The organism is Nocardia sp. NPDC059764 (assembly GCF_042732555.1).
GTDB lineage: Bacteria > Actinomycetota > Actinomycetes > Mycobacteriales > Mycobacteriaceae > Nocardia.
The window spans coordinates 1-20,885 of the sequence record NZ_JBHWHH010000088.1 but is presented as its reverse complement, the minus strand read 5'-3'; the positions used below and the strand labels follow the sequence as shown (position 1 = coordinate 20,885).

Genomic DNA, 20,885 nt, shown 5'->3' with positions numbered 1-20,885 from the left:
GGTCGTCAAGCAAAAGTTAGCCTAACCTATCTTCTCGCCGGTGTTCGTGGGAGCGCCGGACGGATGAAGGTGGAAGGCGGACTGATGACGGTCGAGTCACCGCCCGCGGTCGAGGCGGGCCCCGAGCCGAGCGGGCCCGACGCGAAGGCCGAGGCGAAGGCGCGGCGGCAGGCGGAAGCCGCCGCCCGCAAGGAGATCCTCGCGCCGGTGCGCGGGCCGCTCACGGCCGCCGGGCTGATCGTGGCCGTGGCCGCCGTCTGCTCGGTGGTCCCGTTCCTGCTGATCGTCTCGGCCTGCCGCGAACTGCTGCGGGAGGTCCCCGACACCGATCGGGTGTGGCGGCTGCTGCTGCTCGCGGTGCTGGTCCTGGTGGCCCGCGCGATCCTGCAGGCGGTCGCGTTGACCTGGTCGCACGCCGTCGACGCGCGCTATCAGCTGACCCTGCGCCGGCTGCTGGCCGACAAGCTGACCCGGGTGCCGCTGGGCTGGTTCGGCGCCCGCGCCGCCGCCGACGTGAAGAAGTACCTGCAGGACGACGTCGAGGCGCTGCACTACCTGGTGGCGCACGCGCGCCTGGACTTCATCGGTTCGGTGACCGCGCCGCTGGTGACCCTGGTGTACCTGGCCACGGTCGATTGGCGGCTGACCCTGGTCCTGCTGATCCCGCTGATCGTGTACGCGCTGTGCATGCGCGCCATGCTGGACGAGCCCGGCCGGGAGCGGCTGCTCGCCTACAACTCCGCCGAACAGCGCACCCGCGCCGCCACCGTCGAATTCGTGGACGGCATCCAGGTGGTGCGGGCCTTCGGGCGAGCGGGCAAGGCGCACAGCGAGTTCCGCGCGGCCGTCGAGGAGCAGACCGACCGGCTGCGGCGGCTGAAGCTGCCCGTCATGACGGTGCAGTCGATCTCCGACACCGTGGTCTCCCCGGTGTTCGTCATGCTGCTGGTCGTGGTGGCCGGGCTCGCGGGTGTCGGCCCGGACTGGCTGGAGCCCCTCGACCTGCTGCCGTTCCTTCTGGTCGGGCTGGGCCTGGGCAGTTCGCTGCTGGGCCTGGGCTACGGCACGCAGGCGCTGCGCACGGCCGGTGACGCCGCGCTGCGTCTGCACGAACTCATGCAGACCGCGGAATTGGCTTCCGGCGCCGGGGAATCCGCGGCGCCGGACGCGCCCGCGGGCTTGATCCGTTTCGAGGGCGTGAGCTTCGGCTACCGCGCCGATCATCAGGTGCTGCGCGGCGTCGACCTCGAGCTGGCACCCGGCACCATGACCGCCCTGGTGGGCCCGAGCGGCTCCGGCAAGTCGACGCTGGCCAAGCTGCTGCCGCGCTTCTACGACGTGGACAGCGGCCGGATCACCATCGGCGGCAGGGATATTCGCGACATCCCGAGCGCGAAGCTGTATCGCACGGTCGGCTTCGTCTTCCAGGACGTGCGCCTGATCCGCGGCACCATCGCCGACAATCTGCGCCTGGCCCGCCCCGAGGCCGACCTCGCCGAGCTGGAACGCGCGGCCCGGGCCGCCCGCATCCACGACCGCATCACGGCGCTGCCGCGCGGCTACGACTCCGAGATCGGTGTGGACATCGTGCTGTCCGGCGGTGAGGCGCAGCGGCTTTCGATCGCCCGCACGCTGCTGGCCGACACCCCGATCCTGGTGCTGGACGAGGCCACCGCCTTCGCCGACCCCGAATCCGAGGCCGCTGTCCAGGACGCGCTGGCCGAGCTGGTGGCCGGCCGCACGGTCCTGGTGATCGCGCACCGCCTGCACACCATCACCGGTGTGGACCGAATCCTGGTGCTGAAGAACGGAACCCTCGTCGAGCAGGGCGATCACGCGAGCCTGCACGCCGCCGGCGGCCTGTACCAGCGGCTCTGGGAGATCAACGCGGCGACCCTGGCCGATGTCGCGGCCACCGACCGTCCTGCCGCTCCGGTTCGCGCCGATGTCGAGGAGGCTCTCCGATGATCCGCAAGGTGCTCGGCCTGGTGCCGGGCGAATTCGCCGCGCTGACATCGCGATTGCTGCTGGCGATCGTGGCCCAGGCGCTGTCGCAGGCGGCCGCGTACGTGCTGCTGGTGCCCGTGCTGAAGGCCCTGTTCGCCCAGGATCTGGGCCGGGCCTGGTGGTGGACGCTGTGGCTGGCGCTGGCCGTGGCCGGGGTGGTGGTGTTCGGCTATCTGCAGTCGGTGCTGGGCCTGCGGGTCGGCGTCGGCATGCAGCACGGCCTGCAGACCCGGCTCGGCGATCATCTGAACGCGTTGCCGCTGGGCTGGTTCGACGACCGGCACGCGGGTGAGCTGTCGCGGGTGATGGTCGAGAACGTCCGCGAGGTGCAGGGCCTGATCGCCTATCTGCTGGCGAAGATGCTGACCGGCGTGCTGGTTCCGCTGGGCGTCGCGCTGGGCATGCTGTTCGTGGACTGGCGGATCTCGCTGGCCATGCTGGTGACCGCACCGGTGCTGTTCCTGGTGAACCTGTGGGCCAACCGTTCCTATGTGACGGCCGACGAGCGCATGCACGAGGCCGCGACCGAGGCGAACGCCCGGGTGCTGGAATTCGCTCAGGCGCAGCCGATGCTGCGTTCGCTGGGCGCGGTCGGCGCGGGTAACCGGGCGCTGGACGCGGCCCTGGCGCGCCAGCGCACCGCCGCCCACGGCATGCTCGTCGCGGCGGTGCCCGGTCTGATCGGGTTCGCGCTGGTGGTGCAGGCCGTCTTCCTGGTGCTGGTGTACCTGGTGGTGGGCCGGGCCACCGACGGCGCGATCTCGGCCGCCGCGGCGATCGCCCTGATCGCGGTGAGCGCGCGCTTCATCGAGCCGCTGACCCAGGCCGCCCAGCTGGGTGGCGCGTTGCGCACGGCCGCGGCCGCCGCCGATCGGGTGAGCGCGCTGCTGGCGGAACCGGAACTGGCACAGCCGGATTCCCCGGTCGAGCACGCTGCCGCGCGGGTGGAGTTCGACGGCGTCACCTTCGGTTACGGCCCGGGCAAGACGGTCCTGGAGGACATCTCGTTCACCGCCGCTCCCGGCACCACGACGGCCATCGTCGGTCCCAGTGGCGCGGGCAAGTCCACGCTGCTGCGGCTGGCGGCCCGGTTCCACGACGCGGATTCGGGCCGGGTCTCGGTCGGCGGCCACGATGTCCGTGACCAGCCCGCCGAGTCGCTGCTGAGCCGGTTGGCGCTGGTCTTCCAGAGCGTCTACCTCTTCGATCGCTCTGTGCTGGAGAACATTCGGGCGGGCCGCCCGGACGCCTCCGACGACGAGGTCTTCGCGGCCGCGCGCACCGCGCGGGTGGACGAGATCGCCGAGCGGCTGCCCGACGGCTGGCAGACCGCGGTCGGGGAGGGCGGTTCGGCGCTGTCCGGCGGTGAGCGCCAGCGGGTTTCGATCGCGCGCGCCCTGGTCAAGGACGCCCCGATCGTGCTGTTGGACGAGGCGACCAGTGCGCTGGATCCGCACAACGAGGCGGCCGTGGTCCGCGGTGTGCACGAACTCACCCGGGGCCGCACGGTACTCGTGGTGGCGCACCGGCTGGCGACCATCGCGCACGCCGATCAGATCCTGTTCATGGAGGCCGGTCGCATCGTCGAACGCGGCACCCACGCGGAGCTGATCGCCCTCGACGGCCGCTACGCCGCCTTCTGGAGCGAGCGCACCCGGGCGTCGGGCTGGCGTCTGGCTCCGGTCTCCGCCTAGCGGAACGGCCCCGGATCCCTTGGGATCCGGGGCCATTCGTGCGCGGGGCATGTGTTCTGTCCGATCTTTTCGTCTCAGTGCTTCGCAACCGCCGTCGGGCACTATAAGGTAAGGCTATGCAAACCTAAGTAGTTGGCGGGTTGTGCGAGGCAGGCAACAGTTGGGCAACTGGGACGGAGAACCGGTGGAGACACTTCTGGTGGTCGGCGCGGGGCCGAAAGCCCTGGCGGTAGCGGCCAAGTCGCGGGTGCTGCGGGATCTGGGCCTGCCCGCGCCGCGGGTGACGGTCGTCGAAGCCCGGACGGTGGGCGGCAATTGGCTGCCGACCGGCGGCTGGACCGACGGACGGCACCGCCTGGGCACCAGCCCCGAAAAGGATGTCGGCTTCCCGTACCACTCCACCTGGGCCCGCGGCCGCAACCGCGAAATCGACGAGGCCATGCGGGCGTTCAGCTGGACCGCCTTCCTGGTCGAGCACGGCACCTACGCCGAGTGGATCGACCGCGGCCGTCCCAGCCCCCAGCATCACGTGTGGGCCAAGTACCTGCGGTGGGTGGCCAGGCGTTGCGACATGGACCTGGTCCAGGGTTCGGTGACGGGCATCGCCGCCGCGGCCGACGGCTGGCTGGTCTCGGTCATAGACGCCGACGGCGGGGTCGACGAGATCGATTGCGACGCCGTCATGATCACCGGTCCCGGCCGCAGCGACCGCGCCCTGGCCGAGCACCCGAAGGTGCTCAGTATCTCCGAGTTCTGGGAGCTGGCGGGCCGCCGCGAGCTGCCGCCGTCCTCGCGCGTCGCGGTGATCGGCGGCGGCGAGACCGCGGGTTCGGCGCTGGACGAGCTGGTCAACCACGACATGCTGACGGTCTCGGTGATCTCGCCCAAGGCCACGCTGTACACCCGCGGGGAAAGCTATTTCGAGAACTCGCTCTACAGCGATCCGACCAAGTGGGCCGGGCTGGGCATGGCCGAGCGCCGGGATGTCATCCGCCGCACCGATCGCGGCGTGTTCTCGGTGCGCGTGCAGGAGAGCCTGCTGGGTGACAACCGGGTGCATCATCTGCAGGGCCGCGTCGTGAGCATGACCGAGCAGGACGACCGGGTGGCCCTGACCCTGCGCAACGATCTGCGCCCGGATCAGGTGCATACCTTCGATCTGGTGGTGGACGCCACGGGCGGGCAGCCGCTGTGGTTCCTGGATCTGTTCGATTCCGCCGCAACCGATCTGCTGGAGCTGGCCGTCGGCGGTCCGCTCGAGCACGGGCGGCTGGAGGCGGCCATCGGCTACGACCTGGCGGTGTCCGGGCTGGACGCCAAGCTGTATCTGCCGAATATGGCCGCCATGGCGCAGGGTCCGGGTTTCCCGAATCTCAGCTGCCTGGGCGAGCTGTCGGACCGGGTCCTGCAGCCGGTGGTGAATCCCGTTCCGCGCTACCGGATCTCGGGCAGGTCCGCCGCGGTCCGCGGCAGCGTGTAGAGCGAGATCCGACGGTCCGGTCGAATGTCGAAGTCGCCGAGGTGCTGCCACCCGATCTTCTCCAACGCCTTCCGCATGGGGGCGTTGCGGTGATCGGGTTCGCACAGCAGTCGGCGGCATTCGGGTTCGGCCGCCAGGACCGCCCGGCCGAGCTGCCGCATCCACTCCGACATGACGCCGCGGCCCAGGAGATTGGTGTCCGCGGTGGCGATGTGGAAGCCCATGTCGTGGGCGTCGGCGTCGTAGAGGCGGGCGATCTCGTCCTTGGCGGGCCGGTACAACTCCACATAGGCGACCTCGCGATTGCCCAGGTCGGGCCGGTCGAGCGCGGTGAAGTCGTATTCGAGAACGCAGGGGCGGGAGAAGGTTCCGGCCAGCTGGGTCGCGCAGTCGAGGCGACGGCGGTCGGTGTGCCAGGCCTGTTCCCAGGTCTCGAGCAGGTGCGGCCGGTGCATCCATTCGGTGATGGTCTCCGGGTCGCCGGATTCGACGTCCACCAGGCGCAGCGTGAACGGTGCGGGGAACTCGGGCACCACGGGTGCGGGGGCGCGGCGGATGTGGTCCGGAAGGTCCGTGAGTTCGCGCGCGAGGACGTAGGTCGTCCGGTTCATCGCTGTGGCGCTCCGTTCGTCGGTTAGCTTGATCACCCCAGTTGGTAAGGCTAGCCTATACTAACTAGACGGTGTTACGGTTGCCCGGACATTGCAAGGGGGACAAGCGGAACCGGCGGCTGATGCGGTCGGGTGGGTCGTAGGAGAGATGCGGACATGGCACGGGAACTCGGCTGGATCAGGCAATTTCAGGCCCCGAGTGCGGAATCCGCGCCACCGCTGCTGATCTTCCCGCACGCGGGTGCGGGCGCCTCCGCGTACCGGGTCTTGGCCAAGAAGATGGCCGCTGACTTCGATGTCGTGGTGTTCCAGTACCCGGGCCGCCAGGACCGCGCCCGCGAGGCCGCGGCGGAGACGCTGCCGGACATGGCCGCCGGAGCCTTCGAGGCCTTCCGGGACTCCGCGCACGACTCGGGTGCGCCGCTGACCGTTTTCGGCCACAGCATGGGCGCGATCGTCGCCTTCGAATTCGCCCGGCTGGCCGAGGCCGCCGGGTTGACCGTGCAGTTGCTGGCCGCCTCCTCGGCCGCCGCCCCCGCGCGCATCGCCGATCTGCCGAACCACCCCACCGACGACGAGGCGCTGCTCGACCACATGTCGGCGCTCAACGGCACCGGCGCGGAGGTGCTGGGCAGCCGCGACGTGCTGCGCATGGCGCTGCCGGTGATGAAGGCCGACTACCGCGCCTTCGACGCCTACTCCTGCCCGGCCGAGGTCGCCGTGGACGCCCCCATTCACGTGCTCGGCGGCGACGAGGACGAATTCGTCGCGCCGCGTGACCTGTTCGCGTGGGAGGGCCACTCCCGCGCGGGCATCCGGGTCACCATGTTCGCGGGCGGCCACTTCTACCTGGACCAGCACGTGGATGGCATCGCCGAACTGCTCGTCGCGGAGAAGAGCGTCGTCGCGTGACCGGTGTGGACTCCGGCGATCCGATCGTGATCGTCGGCATGGGCATCGAGGCGCCCGGCGGCGTGGACACCCTCGCGGAATTCTGGTCGGCGCTGGCCTCGGGCCGGGAACTGCTGGGACCGTTCCCGCGGGACCGGGACTGGCCGCTGGCGGAACTGCTGGGTCTGGGCGCCCAGGACGGCTGGGGCGCGGTCCCCGACGCGGGCGGCTTCCTCATCGGCGCGACCGAGTTCGATCCACTGTTCTTCGGCATCTCCCCGCGCGAGGCGGTCGCCATGGACCCGCAGCAGCGGGCCGGCATGCGAGTGGCCTGGCGGGCGCTCGAGCAGGCCGGGATCAATCCCGCCGCGGTGGAGGGCGATTCGGCGGGCTGCTGGATGGGCGTCTCCGTGATGGAGTACGGGCCCCGGGTGGCCTCGGTCAACGAGCACAGCGGCTACCGGGTCACCGGGACCGCGCTGGGCGCGGTGGCCGGGCGGATCTCGCACGGGCTGGGCCTGACCGGGCCTTCGATCAGCGTCGACACCGCGTGCGCGTCCGCCCTCACCGCCGTGCATCAGGCCGCCGCCGCCATCCGGGCGGGCGAGTGCGAATGGGCGCTCGCGGGCGGAGTGTGCGTCATGGGTTCGCCGGGCGCGTTCTACGAGTTTTCCAAGAACAACGCCCTGGCCTCCGACGGCCACTGCCGCTCCTACGCCGCCGACGCCACCGGCACGCTGTGGGGTGAGGGCGCGGGAGTCGTTGTGCTGGAACGGGAATCACGGGCGCGGGTGCTCGGACACCGGGTGTACGGACGGCTGCTGGGCTCGCGCGTCAACCACAACGGCAAGGGCGCGCCGATCGCGGTGCCCAGCGCGGCCGCGCAGGAACGGCTGATCCGCGACACCCTGGCGGTGTCCGGCATCACCGCCGAGCAGGTCGGGCTCATCGAGGGCCACGGCACCGGGACACCGGTCGGCGACCCGCTCGAATTGGCCGCTCTCGCCGCGACTTACGGCGTCGAGCGCGTCGACACCCCGCGTCTGGGCTCGGTGAAGTCCAATGCCGGTCACGCGCAGGCGGCCTCGGGTCTGCTGGCCCTGATCAAGGTGCTGCTGGCCGGGATGCACGGGCAGATCCCGCCCACCCTGCACGCCGAGCGCCCGACCGGCGAAATCGATTGGGACGCCACCAGTCTGCGGCTCGCCACCGAGCTCGAGCCGTGGTCCGCCGTGGACGGTGTGCGCTACGCGGCCGTGTCCTCGTTCGGTGTCGCGGGTACCAACGCGCACGCCCTGGTCGCCCTGCCCGAGCTGGAGGAAAGCGATGTGTAGCCACCGGCTGCCCGATGGCAGCATCCCCGTCCTGCTCTCGTCCGACACCGCCGACGGTGTGCGCGCCGAGGCCGCGGGCATCCTGGACTTTCTGGAGTCGCGGCCCGCGGTCACCCCGGATCGCGTGGCGGACATGCTGTTCCGCACCCGGACCGCCCGCCGGTACCGATCGCTGGCCATGGTCACCGGACGTGAGGAACTGCTCGACGCGCTGCGCGCCGTCGCCGCCGGGACCGCGCACGCCGCGGTGGTGGCCGGCGAGGGTCCCGCCACCGCGCGCCGGATCGGTTTCGTGTTCCCCGGCCAGGGCAGTCAGCGCCCGGGCATGGGCAAGCTGTACTACGAGCTGTCCCCGGCCTATCGGGCGGCGGTCGACGAGTGCTCGGGCCTGCACGCCGAACGCTTCGGCCACGACCAGCCGCTGCACTACCTGCTCGGCTCCGAGGATCGGTACCAGGACACGGTGTGGGAAGTACAGCCCGCCTTGATGTTCCACATGGCCGGTCTGGCCGCCATGTGGCGGGCCGCGGGCGTCGAGCCCGCCGCGACCGTCGGGCACAGCCAGGGTGAGCTGGCCGCGGGCGCGGTCTCGCGGGTGATGTCGGTGCGTGACGCCGTCCTGGTGGTCACCCATCGTGCGCGCCTGGTAGAGCGGCTGTCCCCGCGCGGCTTCTCCATGGCGGTGCTGGCCATGGACCGCGAGGACTGCGAGGCGCTGCTGGCGCGGAACTCGGGCTGGGCCGAGCTGTCGGTGGTGAACGCCCCGCACATCATGGCCATCTCCGGTGACCGCGAGACCATCACCGACATGGTCGCGGCGGCCACCGCCCAGGGCCAGTTCGCCCGCGAGATCGGTGTCGCCTACCCGGCCCACACCTCGATCGTGGCCGAGCTGCGCGAGGAGTTCGAGGGCTTCCTCGGCGGCGAGATGAGCAGCGCGACCTTCCTCGACACTCGAATCCAGTGCTATGGGGCGACCTTGGGCGCGCCCATCACCGCCGACCTGATCCAGGAACAGTACTGGTACTGGAACCTGCGCAACCGCGTCCGCTTCGACCGCGCCGTGGTGGCGGCGGCCCGCGACGGCGTCGACACCCTCATCGAGGTCGTCGAGCATCCGGTGCTGCAGCTGGCCCTCCAGGAGAACCTGACCCTGGTCCCGCCGGACCCGGCCCGCGGCCCCCGCGACTTCAAGGTCCTCGGCACCTCCCTGCGCACCGCGACCTCGCTGCGCGAGTTCACCCGCAACCTGGCGACCGTCGCGGTCCACGACCTCGGCTACGACTGGAATGCCCTGCGCACCGACGCCGCCCCGGCGCTCCCGCTGCGCGACTTCCCGCACACGGTCATGAACCCCAAGCGCCTGTGGGCCAACCCGGGCTACGCCCCCGACAAGATCACCGCCCCCGCCCCGGCCGTCCCGAAACCCCAACGCCTGGTGGAACACTGGACCCCGTGGGAGCGCCGCTCCCTGACCGCCCCGCGCCGCCTGGCCTTCGTCGACCCGACCGGCCGCTGCGCCGATCGGCTGTCGGCCTTGCTGGCCGCCGCCGACCGATACGGCGCGACCGCCACCGTCCTGACCCCGGCGGCGACTGCGTTGGCTCCCGCCGAGACTGCGCCGACTCCGGCCGCGCCTGCCTCCGGCGGCGACTCGGCGACCCCGGTGGATTCGATCGGGACCGAGCCGAACTTCGTGACCGGCAAGGGAACCGGCGGGGCCGCAAACCTGGATAGCGCGGCGAGCGAGACGCTCACCGCAAAGGTGGCTTCGCCACAGTCGCCCGAGGCGTTCGACAGCGTCGTGGTGCTGTGGCCCGCGCTGCCGGAGGAGTCCAGTGCGGCGGCCATCGCCGAGCTGAGCGAATTCTTCGCCGGGCGCGCCTGGTTGCCCGCGCTGGACGCGCTGCGCCCGGGCGGTGACTGCTGGCTGGTGACGGTCGGCGGCGAGCATGTGGTGCCCGAGGACCGGCTGCCGCAGCTGTTCCACGGCGCGGTGGCCTCCGGATTCCGGTGTGTCGGTGTGGAGAAGCCCGGCGTGCGGTTCCGGCACCTGGATCTCGCGGTAGACGCCGGGACCGCGGAGTCGAATCGGATGGTGGCGGCGCTGCATACGGCCGGTGAGCCGGAGGTCGCGCTGCGCGGTGGGAAGGTCTTCGTCAAGCGCCTGGTGGCCGACGAGTCCGAGCCGGGCGCTGCCGCCGATCTCGATCACGTGCTGATCGTGGGCGGCACCGGCAAGCTCGGCCTGCTGTTCGCGGAGCATTTCGCCCGGCAGGGCGCGGGCCGGGTCACCCTGGTCAGCCGGTCCGGCGAATCCGGTGCGGCCGCCGCGGATGTGGCGCGGGTGCGGGCCGCCGGAGCCACCGAGATCGTGGTCGAGGCCTGTGATGTGAATGCCGCCGCGGATGTGGCGCGCCTGGCGTCGAGCCTGGGGGAGCGGCCGGTGAGCCTGCTCGTCCACGCCGCCGTCAACTATGTGGACGCGGGCATCGAGGAGATCACCGCCGCCATGGTGGCCACCGCCGCCGCGTCGAAGGTGCTGGGCCTGGAAGCCGTGCTGGGCGCGGTGCCGTTGAGCGCGACCGGCCGGGTGCTGCTGTGCTCGTCCATGGCCGCGACCCTCGGTGGACGCGGGCAGATCCTGTACGCGGTCACCAACCGGATGCTGGATGTGCTGGCCCGCCGAGTGCGGGAGCGCGGCATCGACTGCTCGTCGCTGGAGTGGGGCCTGTGGAGTGTCGCGGGTCCGCTGGACGAGGCGGGCATGGCGCGGGTCGAGGGCGCCGGGGTCTTCCCGATGCATCCCGCCGACGCGATCGCCGCCGGATTCACCGGGCAGCCGACGGACGCCATCGTCATCTCCGCGGACTGGCCGTTCCTGCGCGATGTCATGGGCGCGTTCGGTCAGGCATCGGTGCTGTCGGAAGTGCCTGAGCCGGAACCGATCCCGGCGATCGTCGCCGCGGCGCCGGAAGCGCCCGTCGCGGCCGAGATCGCGCCGGCGCCCGTCGCTCCCGCGGCGCCCGCGCCGGTCGTCGCCGACCGCCCGCTGGCGGATCAGGTGCTCGCCGAGCTCGAACGCGTCATGGGCATCGACACCGGCGACAGCATCGACCGTTCGGTGCCGCTGGTCGCCCTGGGCCTGGATTCCTTGCAGGCCTTGGACTTCCGCAAGCGCGTGCAGGCGTCGCTGGACCGGGATCTGCCGGTCGCCGCGATTCTCGGCGGCGCGTCACTCGACGATGTCGTGCTGCTCATGGCAGCGAACACCAACTAAGGGCTAGGGGCCAGATTTCATGTCAGACACCGATGCCACCGTGGCCGGAAGCTCCGTCGCCGACCGCCGCCGGGAACTGTTGCGGCGCAAGCTGGCCGAGCAGGGCCTGGCCGTCGACACCGCCGCCCCGGTGCGCCGCACCGCGGCGGGGGAGCGGCGGCCGCTGTCGGCCGGTCAGCGCCGCATGTGGTTCCTGCAGACCCGCGATCCCGAGGACACCACGCTGAACATCTGCGTGGCGTACCGGTTGACCGGCGCGCTGGACGAGGAGCGGCTGCGGCAGGCGGTGGCGTCGGTGTTCGCCCGGCACGACGTGCTGCGCACCACCTTCGGTGTGGACGAGAACGGTGAGCCCTTCCAGGTGTTCACCGACGAGATCACCCTGCCCTGGCAGTCGCACGATCTGACCGACCTGGCCGAGTCCGCCCGCCCGGTGCGGGTGGAGGTGCTGGCCCGCCGGGAGTTCGGCCGCCCCTTCGATCTGGCGACCGAACTGCCGCTGCGGATCACGCTGGCGCGCACCGGAACCCAGGAGTGGGTGCTGCTGCTGTCGGCGCACCACGGCTGCTGGGACGACGACGCCTGGGGCGTGTTCTTCACCGACCTGAACGCCGCCTACAACGGCGCCGCGCAGACCGCCCCGCCCGCGCAGTTCGTCGACCTCGAGGTCCTCGACGCCCCCGCCGACGACGAGGCGGACATCGCCTACTGGCGGAACACCCTGCGCCCCTTGCCCGAACCGCTCGAGCTACCCGGCGCGGCCGTGGCCGCACCCTCCAAGCGCGCCGACCGCTGCACCGCGGCGCTGCCCGCCGACCTGCTCGACCGGGTGGACGCCTTCGCCCGTGAGCACGCGGCCAGCCCCTTCATGGTGCTGCTCGCCGGGTACGCCGCGCTGATCCAGCGCTACACCGCGGCCGAGGACTTCCTGGTGTCCATCCCGGTCACCAACCGTCGCTCGGCCGCCGCCGAACAGCTCATCGGCTACTTCGGCAACACCCTGCTGCTGCGCGAGACCTTCGCCCGCACCGAGACCTTCACCGGTCTGGTCGAGTCCACCAAGCGCACCTGCCTGGACGCCTTCGCGCATCAGGCCGTGGGCATCGACCGCGTCGTCCGCGAGGTGAACCCGGAGCGGGTCGCCGGCCGCGACGGCATGGATCAGCTGGTGCGCCTGGGCTTCAGCGTCCGCAAGAGCGCCGACGGTTTCGCGCTGCGCGAGGTCTCCTCGGTGCAGCTGGACGAGCTGGGCGCGCCGACCGCGCAGGTGCCGCTGGCCCTGGCCGTCGTCACCGAGAGCGCGCACGGCGCGGTGCTCGAGGCCGAGTACCAGGTGGACGTGCTGTCCGAGCCGCTGGTGCGGCGCATGCTGGAACACTTCGTGCGCCTGCTGGATCGGGCGCTGAGCGCGCCCGCCGCCCGCCTCGCCGACCTCGACATGCTGGGCGGCGACGACCGCACCGCGATCCTGGAGCAGTCGCGCGGCGCGCAGGCGCCCTCCGACGACACCACCATGGTCGACCTGTTCGAGGCCGCCGTCGCCGCCGGACCCGAGACCCTCGCCCTGGTGTCGGACGACACCGAACTCACCTACACCGCCCTGAACCGCCGTGCGAACCGCCTGGCGCACTGGCTGATTCGCGAGGGCCTGGGCGGCGAGGACATCGTCGCCCTGCGCATGAGCAATTCGGTCGAGTTCATCGTGGCCGTCTACGCCGTGCTCAAGGCGGGCGCGGCCTACCTGCCCATCGACCCCGCCTACCCGGACGACCGCATCGACTACCTGATCGCCGACGCCGCCCCGCGGCTGGTGCTGGGCCGGGTCGAGCTCGACGCCGCGGAGGAGGCCGCCGCCGGGCTGCCAGACACCGACCCATCCGACGCCGACCGCGTCCGCCCGCTGCTGCCGGCCAACCTGGCCTACGTCATCTACACCTCGGGGTCGACGGGCAAGCCCAAGGGCGTCCCGGTCTCGCACGCCGCGATCGCCGAGCACGTGGTCAGCTTCACCGCCGAATGGGGGATGACCTCGGAAGACGTGCTGTTGCAGTCGTCCTCGGTGTCCTTCGACGCCTCGCTGCTCGACATCTTCGTCACCCTCGCGCTGGGCGCGCGCCTGATCGTGCCCAAGCCGGAGGCGTTCCGCGACATCCGCTACGTCGCCGATCTGATCACCCGCCGCGGCGTCACCGTGCTGCACATGGTGCCGTCCATGCTCAGCACCTTCCTGCTGCTGCCCGAGGTGAGCGACTGGCGGGCGCTGCGTCACGTCCCGGTCGGCGGCGAGGCGCTGCCGGGCGAGGTGGCCGACAAGTTCGCGACCGTCTTCGACGCCGAACTGCGCAACCACTACGGCCCGACCGAGGCCGTCGTATGCGCCACCCATCAGCCGGTGTCGGGCCCGCAGGGCACCGGGATCGTGCCGATCGGTGTCCCCAATCAGAACGTGCACGCCTACCTGCTCGACGAGGCCCTGCAGCTGGTGCCCGCCGGTGTGGTCGGCGAGATCTACCTGGGCGGTGCGCAATTGGCGCGCGGCTACCTGGGCCGCCCGGCCCTCACCGCGAGCCGGTTCGTCGCCGACCCCTTCACCCCGGGCGCGCGCCTGTACCGCTCCGGAGACCTGGCCCGCCGCAATGAGTTCGGCGAGATCGACTTCGTCGGCCGCGCCGACGAGCAGGTGAAGGTGCGCGGCTTCCGGATCGAACTCGGCGAGGTGGAGTCCGCGCTGGCCGCGCACCCGACCGTCGGCCACTGCGTGGTCGTGGTGACCGAGGATCCGGTCGTCGGCGCCCAGCTGGCCGCCTACCTGGTGCCCGCCGCCGGCGCGACCGTGGACGTGGAGCAGGTCCGCGCCCGGGCCGCCGCCGCGCTGCCGGAGTACATGGTGCCCAGCGCTTTCGCCGTGATCGACGAGATCCCGCTGACCGTCAACGGCAAGCTGGACAAGCGCGCCCTGCCCGCCCCGGCCCCGGCCGTGGAGCGCGTGCACCGCGCGCCCGCCACCGCCACCGAACGCCGCCTGTGCGGGATCTACTCGCACCTGTTCGGCGTCCCGGTCGTCGGCGCGGACGATTCGTTCTTCGAACTGGGCGGCCATTCGCTGCTGGCGGCCCGCCTGGTCGCGCAGATCCGCGCGGAGTTCGGTGTCGAGCTGGATGTGCGGATCGTGTTCGACACCCCGACCCCGGCCGGTCTCGCGGCCGGTCTGGTCGCCCGGTTCCGTGACGAGTTCGGCATCGACCTCGACGCCATGGATGACGAGGACGAGACCGCCGAGCCGGTCGAAACTGTGGTCCCCGCACCGGTTTCCGGCCGCCCCGCCGTCACCGAACGGGAGCGCCCCGAGCGGCTGCCGCTGTCGTACTCGCAGCTGGCCATGTGGTTCCAGTACCGCATGGACGGCCCCAGCGCGGTCGGCAATCTGCCCTTCGCCGTGCGTTTCGACGGCGGCCTCGACATTCCCGCGCTGCGCGCCGCGCTCATCGACGTGGTGGCCCGGCACGAGGCGCTGCGCACCGGATTCGGTGAGCAGGACGGTATTCCGTACCAGGCGATCCGGGCGGCCGGGGAGGTCGCGCTCGACGTGACCGGCGTCGACCCCGAACTGCTGGCGGACGAACTCGCCGAGATCGGCCGCTACGCCTTCACCGTCGAATCCGAGCCGCTGCTGCGCGCCCGGCTGCTGGTGCTCGACCCGAGCACCCAGGTGCTGTCGCTACTGGTGCACCACATCGTGGCCGACCACGCCTCGCTGGGCATCTTGCTCGACGACCTGATCGCCGCCTACCGTGCCCGCGTCGAGGGCGGCCGGGCTCCGGAGTGGACTCCGCTCGCCGTGCAGTACGCGGATTACGTGCTGTGGCAGCACGATGTCTTCGGGCCGGGAACGGATTCCGCGGCGCGCGACTACGGCCGGGCGCAGCTCGAGCACTGGCGCGGCGCGCTCGCCGACGTCCCGGACCAGATCGACGTCGCGCCCGACCGGGCCCGGCCCGCGGTGCTCGGCAAGCGCGGCGAGGTCGCCACCTTCGCCGCCCCCGAGGCCCTGCGCACCGGGCTCGCGGCCCTCGCCGAGTCCTGCGGCGCAACGGAATTCATGGTCTACCAGGCCGCTGTCGCGACCCTGCTGCACAAGCTGGGCGGCGGCTCCGACATCGCCCTCGGCACCCCGGTGGCCAGCCGTGTCGACCCGGCCACCGCGCCGCTGGTCGGCCTGTTCGCCAATATGGCGGTGCTGCGCAACGACCTGTCCGGTACGCCGACCCTGCGCGACACCGTGCGCCGGGGCCGCGAGGTGGTGCTGGACGCCCACGCGCACCAGGAACTTCCGATCGAACGCCTGGTGGAGGCCCTCAACCCGGCGCGTTCCCGTTCCCGCAATCCACTGTTCCAGAGCATGCTGCACTTCCGCGGCGCGGACTGGGCCCCGGCGACGGTGACCGTGGCCGGCGCCACCACCGCCACCGTGCTGCCCGTCGACTTCGACGTGTCGTTCCTGGATCTCAATTTCTCGGTGAACGTCACCGGCGACGGCGGACTGGCCGTGCGCGTGGTCGCCAATGCCGACCTGTACGAGCCGGAGACCGTGCGGCTCATCGGGTCCGCGCTGGTGACCACCCTGGAGGCGTACGCGACCGCGCCCGACCGCACCGTGGTCGAGCTCGAGGTGCTGCCGGTCGCCGACCTGGACCGGCTGCTCGCGCCGCCCGCACCCGCCGCGCAGACCCTCGCGGTGGCCACCGGCGACCACTCCGCCACCGAACGCGCCCTCATCGACCTGCTGGAGGAGCTGCTCGAGATCGACGATGTCGAGGCCGACGACAACTTCTTCGCCCTCGGCGGCGACAGCGTCATCTCCATCCAGTGGTCGGCCCGCGCCACCGCGCTCGGCCTGGCGCTCACCCCGCAGCTGGTGTTCGAGCACCTCACCATCGCCGAACTGGCCGCCGCGGTCGACGCCGCCGAATCCATTGCCGCGCAAGCGGAGTCGATTCCACAGGAGGAATCCGCACCCATGAGCGCCTCCGGCCTCGACGCCGACGCCCTCGCCGCCCTGACCGCCTCCTGGGGAGCACGATGACCGCCGCCGCTGGAAGCCCGAGCGCCGCCGCCCCGCCGCGAATCGAGGACGTCCTCGCGCTGAGCCCGCTACAGGAGGGTTTGTTCTCGCTGTCGCGGCTCGCCGGCGACGGAATCGACCTGTACACCATGCAATTCGTGGTGGACATCGATGGCCCGCTCGACACCGGCCTACTGCGGCGCAGCGCCCAGGCCATGCTGGACCGCCATCCCAACCTGCGCGCCGCGTTCTGGGATGAGAACGTGCCGCGGCCGGTGCAGATCGTGCCCGCCCACGCCGAGATGCCGTGGACCGAAGAGGACGTGCGGCCCGAGGAATTCGACGATCTCGCCGCCGCCGAACGGCGGGTCCCGTTCGACCTGAGCCGCGGCCCCGCCCTGCGGGTGCTGCTGCTCACCGTGCCCGAGACCGGCGTGCGGCGCATGATCCTCACCGCCCACCACATCCTGATGGACGGCTGGGCGGTGGCGATCTACTTCACCGAACTGCTGGCCGTCTACCAGGCGGGCGGATCCGTTGCCGCACTGCCGAAACCGCGTCCGTACCGCGACTACATCGCCTGGCTCGGCGCACAGGACACCGCGGCCGTCACCCAGCGGTGGACCGACTACCTCGCCGAGCTGACCGGGCCGCTGCTGCTGGCGGGCGGCGCGCCGATCGCCGCCGACGCGGTGCCGGAGAAGACCCGGCTGCTGCTGTCGGCCGCCGACACCGAGGCCGTCCGGTCCTGGGCGGGCGCCCACGGCCTGACCCTCAACACCGCGGTGCAGTTCGCCTGGACGGTCCTGCTCGGCCGCCTCACCGACCGCCGCGACGTCGTCTACGGCACCACCATTTCCGGTCGCCCCGAACAGCTTCCGGGCGTGGAGGGCATGGTCGGGCTGTTCATCAACACCGTGCCGGTCACCCACCGCCTGGACCGCGAGCTGTCGGTGGTCGAGCAGTGCGCGCGCCTGCAGCGCGAATGCGCGGCCATGCGCGACATCGGCCACGTGAGCCTGTCGTCGGTGCAGCGCGCCGCCGGACACGGCACCCTCTTCGACACCCTGTTCGTGTTCGAGAACGCGCCCATCGACGACGCCATCCGCACCGTCACCGCCCCCGACGGGGCCCGGTTCCGGCCGGTCGAGATGGAATCCCTCGCGCACTACCCGCTCACCGTGGTCGCCCACATGAGCGGCGACGAACTGCTGGTCCAGCTCGAGGCCATGCCCGCCGCCCTGCCGTACCTGCCCGCCGAGGGCCTCGGCGAGCGGCTGCTCGCCGTGCTGCGTCAGCTGCCCGGAATCGGGTCGGCCACACCGGACGCGCTCAGCGTGCTCACCGACGCCGAGCGCGCCGTGTTCGCCGCCGCCGAGACCCCGAGCGGCGACCCGGCCGAGCCCGCCGATTCGGTGTGGGAGCTGTTCGAACGACAGGTCGCCGCCACGCCGGAAGCCATTGCGCTCCAGGATAGTTCGGGACTCCGGCTGACCTACCGGGAGCTGCGGGAGCTGGCGGCCCGCCAGGCGGTCGACTTCGCCGGATGCGGTGTCGGCGCGGAAAGCGTTGTGGCGCTGGTCATGCCACGCTCGCCACGCTCGATCATCGCACTGCTGGCCGCGTTCGCTGCGGGCGGCGCGTATGTGCCGGTGGACACCACCTTGCCCGCGTCCCGCATCGAATCGATCCTGCGGCAGGCGAACCCGGCGCTGGTGATCACCGATGCCGCCACCCGCGGCGACCTCGACCCCGAGGGCACCTTGCTGACCGGTCCGGTGCTGGTGCTGGACGATTCCCCTGTCGTGAAGGGACTTTCGGGCGAGCATATCGCGACCCCGCGGGTCGTCCGCCACCCGGATCAGCTCGCTTACCTCATCTTCACCTCCGGCTCGACCGGTGAGCCCAAGGGCGTCGCCGGAACCCAGGCCGCGCTCATGGCCTACTTCGCCGATCACCGTGACCGCGTCTACGGCCCGGCCATGGCGCGGCTGGGCCGCCCCCTGCGCATCGCGCACGCCTGGTCGCTGAGCTTCGACGCCTCCTGGCAGCCCATGGTCGGCCTGCTGGCCGGGCAGGCCATCCACCTGTTCGACGCCGTGGAGATGCGCGACGCGCACCGGTTGTGCGCGGGCATGATCGCGAGCGACATCGACATGATCGACACCACCCCGTCGATGTTCGCGCAGCTCAATGCCGCCGGACTGGTCGACCGCGAACTGCCGGTGCTGGCACTGGGCGGCGAGGCCATCGACGCCGCCCTGTGGGCGCGACTACGCGAGCTGGCCCTCAGCGCCGGCAGCGGACACGGCGGGACCGCGGTGTACAACTGCTACGGCCCGACCGAGACCACCGTCGAGGCCGTGGTCGCCCCCATCGCCGAATTCGAGACCCCGACCATCGGCACCCCCAATGCCGGAATGTCGGGCTATGTCCTGGATTCCATGCTGCGCCCGGTCCCCGGCGGCGTCGTCGGCGAGCTGTACCTGTCGGGTCCGCAGCTGGCCCGCGGCTACATCGGCCGCGCGGCAACGACTTCGGACCGGTTCGTGGCCGACCCGTTCCGACCCGGCCGCCGCATGTACCGCACCGGCGACCTGGTCCGGCACCTGCCGCACGGCGGCCTCGGCTACCTGGGCCGCGCCGACGCGCAGGTCAAGGTGCGCGGCTACCGCATCGAGATCGGCGAGATCGAGACCGCGCTGCGCCGGCTGCCCGGCGTGGACACCGCGGCCGTCACCGTGGTCCGCCGGGCGGGCGGGGCGAGCCTGGTGGGCTTCGTGGTCGGCCGGGCGGATCGGGTCGTGGACCCGGTGCGCACCCGCGCCGCGCTCTCGGAGAGCCTGCCCGCCTACATGATTCCGGCCCGGGTGCTCGCGTTGCCGCAGCTGCCGGTCAACGCCAACGGGAAGCTCGACGGTCCGGCCCTGACCCGGCTGGCCGAGGCCGCCCTGGCCGACACCGGCTCCGACACCGCGCCGCGCACCGCCACCGAGAAGGAACTCGCCGAACTGCTGGCCGAGCTCTTCGACGGCCGCGCGCCCGGCGTGGACGACGACTTCTTCGCCCTCGGCGTGGACAGCATCGTCGCCATCTCCCTGGTCAACAAGGCCCGCCGCCGCGGTCTCACCCTGACCCCGCGCATGGTCCTGGCCACCCCCACCATCCGGGAACTGGCCGCCGCTCTCGACGCGGCCGAGACCGCCGCCGCCGAGAAGGTCGCGGATTACGGTGCGGTGCGGCCGCTTCCGGTGGTGTCGTGGATGCACGAGTACGGCGACTACCGCCGCTTCACCCAGACCGCGCTGCTGCGCCTGCCCACCGGCATCGACCGGCAGGCCATCGAGGCCGCGCTTCAGGGCGTGCTGGACGGCTACGACACGCTGCGCTCCAGCCTCGCCGACACCGAGGACGGCCCGCGCCTGGTCACCGCACCGCCCGGCACGGTGCGGGCGGCCGACATCCTCACCCACATCACCGATCCCGCCGACACCGCCAAGGCCGTGCACAGCGTGGCCCGGGTCCTGATGGACGAGATCGACCCGCGCACCGGCGATATGGTGCGCGCGGCCTGGTTCTCGGGCACCGATCAGGGTGACGTCCTGCTGCTCACCATCCACCACCTGGCCGTCGACGTGGTGTCGTGGCACCTGCTGATCGCGGCCCTCGGCGAGGGCGGCGCGCTGCCGGAGTCCACCTCGTACCGGGAGTTCTCCCGGCGCATGGCCGAGCGCGCCGAATCGGCGGAAATCCTGTCCCAGAGCGCGTATTGGCGCGACCAGCTGGACGCCCCCGACCCGGCCATCGGCCGCCGCATCCCGTACCCGGACACCGACACCTGGTCGTCGCTGCGGGTCGCCACGGCCGTCACCCCGGTCCCCGTGACCGAACGGGTGCTGGCCTCCCTCACCCGCGACGAAGGCGTGCGCGAATTCCTGCTCACCGCCCTCACCGTCACCCTGGCGAGCTGGCGGCGCGAGCGCGCCCAGGATCCCGCGCACGGCGCGCTCATCGCGCTCGAGGGGCACGGTCGCGCCGACGACCTGCTCGGCACCGATACCAGCAACACCCTCGGCTGGTTCACCACCGTCTTCCCGGTCCGCCTGGGCGCGGGCGCGACGGTGGACATCGAACGCGCCGAACAGGATCCGGCGGCGGCCCGCGCCCTGCTGGACGCGGTGACCGCGCAGCTGTCCGCCATCCCGAACGGCGGCCTGGATTACGGCCTGCTGCGCTACACCACCGGCGTGCCGGAGCTGGCCACCGCGCGGCACCCGCAGGTCGAGTTCAACTACCTGGGCCGCGTGGACCTCAGCGGCCAGGCCGCCGACTCGTGGTCGCTGCTCACCGGCCCGCTCAACGAGTCGCTGCCGCTGGATCCGGAACCGGATCTGCCGCTGCGCTACGCCCTCGATGTCATCGCGGGCATCGGCTCTACCCCGGAAGGACCGCAGCTGACCGCGAATTGGCGCTGGAGCGAGACCCTGTTCACCGAGGCGGAAGCCACCCGCCTCACCGAACTGTGG

General features: G+C 71.8%; 9 protein-coding genes. 8 read left to right on the top strand and 1 reads right to left on the bottom strand.

All coding sequences use genetic code 11. The features are described 5' to 3' along the window. Positions 1 to 84: 84 nt before the first annotated feature. From ACFV4K_RS20280 to ACFV4K_RS20270, 3 genes are all read left to right on the top strand, one after another. Complete coding sequence (locus ACFV4K_RS20280; RefSeq protein WP_379276756.1) at positions 85 to 1,968, top strand: ABC transporter ATP-binding protein; 1,884 nt, start codon at positions 85 to 87, stop codon at positions 1,966 to 1,968. Beyond that, positions 1,965 to 3,701: an ABC transporter ATP-binding protein gene (locus ACFV4K_RS20275; RefSeq protein ID WP_379276754.1), complete on the top strand. Its 1,737-nt coding sequence runs from the start codon at positions 1,965 to 1,967 to the stop codon at positions 3,699 to 3,701. The genes ACFV4K_RS20280 and ACFV4K_RS20275 overlap by 4 nt, the downstream gene beginning before the upstream one ends. 184 nt (positions 3,702 to 3,885) lie before the next feature. Beyond that, a complete protein-coding gene (locus tag ACFV4K_RS20270; RefSeq protein ID WP_379276753.1) occupies positions 3,886 to 5,181 on the top strand; it encodes a SidA/IucD/PvdA family monooxygenase in 1,296 nt (431 codons plus the stop codon). Here ACFV4K_RS20270 and ACFV4K_RS20265 read toward each other — a convergent pair. Beyond that, positions 5,136 to 5,792, bottom strand: coding sequence for a GNAT family N-acetyltransferase (locus tag ACFV4K_RS20265; RefSeq protein WP_379276751.1), 657 nt, complete (start codon positions 5,790 to 5,792; stop codon positions 5,136 to 5,138). The genes ACFV4K_RS20270 and ACFV4K_RS20265 overlap by 46 nt on opposite strands. A gap of 156 nt (positions 5,793 to 5,948) precedes the next feature. On the opposite strand from ACFV4K_RS20265, the gene ACFV4K_RS20260 reads away from it, so the two are divergent. The 5 genes from ACFV4K_RS20260 to ACFV4K_RS20240 all read left to right on the top strand — a co-directional run. After that, on the top strand, positions 5,949 to 6,704 hold the full coding sequence (locus ACFV4K_RS20260) for a thioesterase II family protein (RefSeq protein ID WP_379276749.1): 756 nt from the start codon (positions 5,949 to 5,951) through the stop codon (positions 6,702 to 6,704). 5 nt (positions 6,705 to 6,709) lie between these two features. Next, positions 6,710 to 8,017 carry a polyketide synthase gene (locus tag ACFV4K_RS20255; protein WP_379276773.1) on the top strand — a complete coding sequence of 436 codons (1,308 nt, stop codon included), beginning with the start codon at positions 6,710 to 6,712 and terminating at the stop codon, positions 8,015 to 8,017. After that, positions 8,010 to 11,297 (top strand): SDR family NAD(P)-dependent oxidoreductase, encoded by a 3,288-nt coding sequence (locus ACFV4K_RS20250; RefSeq protein WP_379276748.1) that lies wholly within the window; start codon positions 8,010 to 8,012, stop codon positions 11,295 to 11,297. The genes ACFV4K_RS20255 and ACFV4K_RS20250 overlap by 8 nt, the downstream gene beginning before the upstream one ends. 19 nt (positions 11,298 to 11,316) lie before the next feature. Further along, the gene (locus tag ACFV4K_RS20245) at positions 11,317 to 16,380 is read left to right on the top strand and encodes an amino acid adenylation domain-containing protein (RefSeq protein WP_379276746.1); all 5,064 of its coding nucleotides are present in this window, start codon (positions 11,317 to 11,319) and stop codon (positions 16,378 to 16,380) included. After that, on the top strand, positions 16,377 to 20,885 hold a 4,509-nt coding region (locus tag ACFV4K_RS20240; protein WP_379276744.1), incomplete at its 3' end, for an amino acid adenylation domain-containing protein. The genes ACFV4K_RS20245 and ACFV4K_RS20240, both read left to right, overlap by 4 nt.

Bases quoted from the DNA above. Each gene is read 5' to 3' on its own strand.
- ACFV4K_RS20280 (WP_379276756.1), top strand. From the start codon at position 85: ATGACGGTCGAGTCACCGCCCGCGGTCGAGGCGGGCCCCGAGCCGAGC.
- ACFV4K_RS20275 (WP_379276754.1), top strand. From the start codon at position 1,965: ATGATCCGCAAGGTGCTCGGCCTGGTGCCGGGCGAATTCGCCGCGCTG.
- ACFV4K_RS20265 (WP_379276751.1), bottom strand. From the start codon at position 5,792: ATGAACCGGACGACCTACGTCCTCGCGCGCGAACTCACGGACCTTCCG.
- ACFV4K_RS20260 (WP_379276749.1), top strand. From the start codon at position 5,949: ATGGCACGGGAACTCGGCTGGATCAGGCAATTTCAGGCCCCGAGTGCG.
- ACFV4K_RS20250 (WP_379276748.1), top strand. From the start codon at position 8,010: ATGTGTAGCCACCGGCTGCCCGATGGCAGCATCCCCGTCCTGCTCTCG.
- ACFV4K_RS20245 (WP_379276746.1), top strand. From the start codon at position 11,317: ATGTCAGACACCGATGCCACCGTGGCCGGAAGCTCCGTCGCCGACCGC.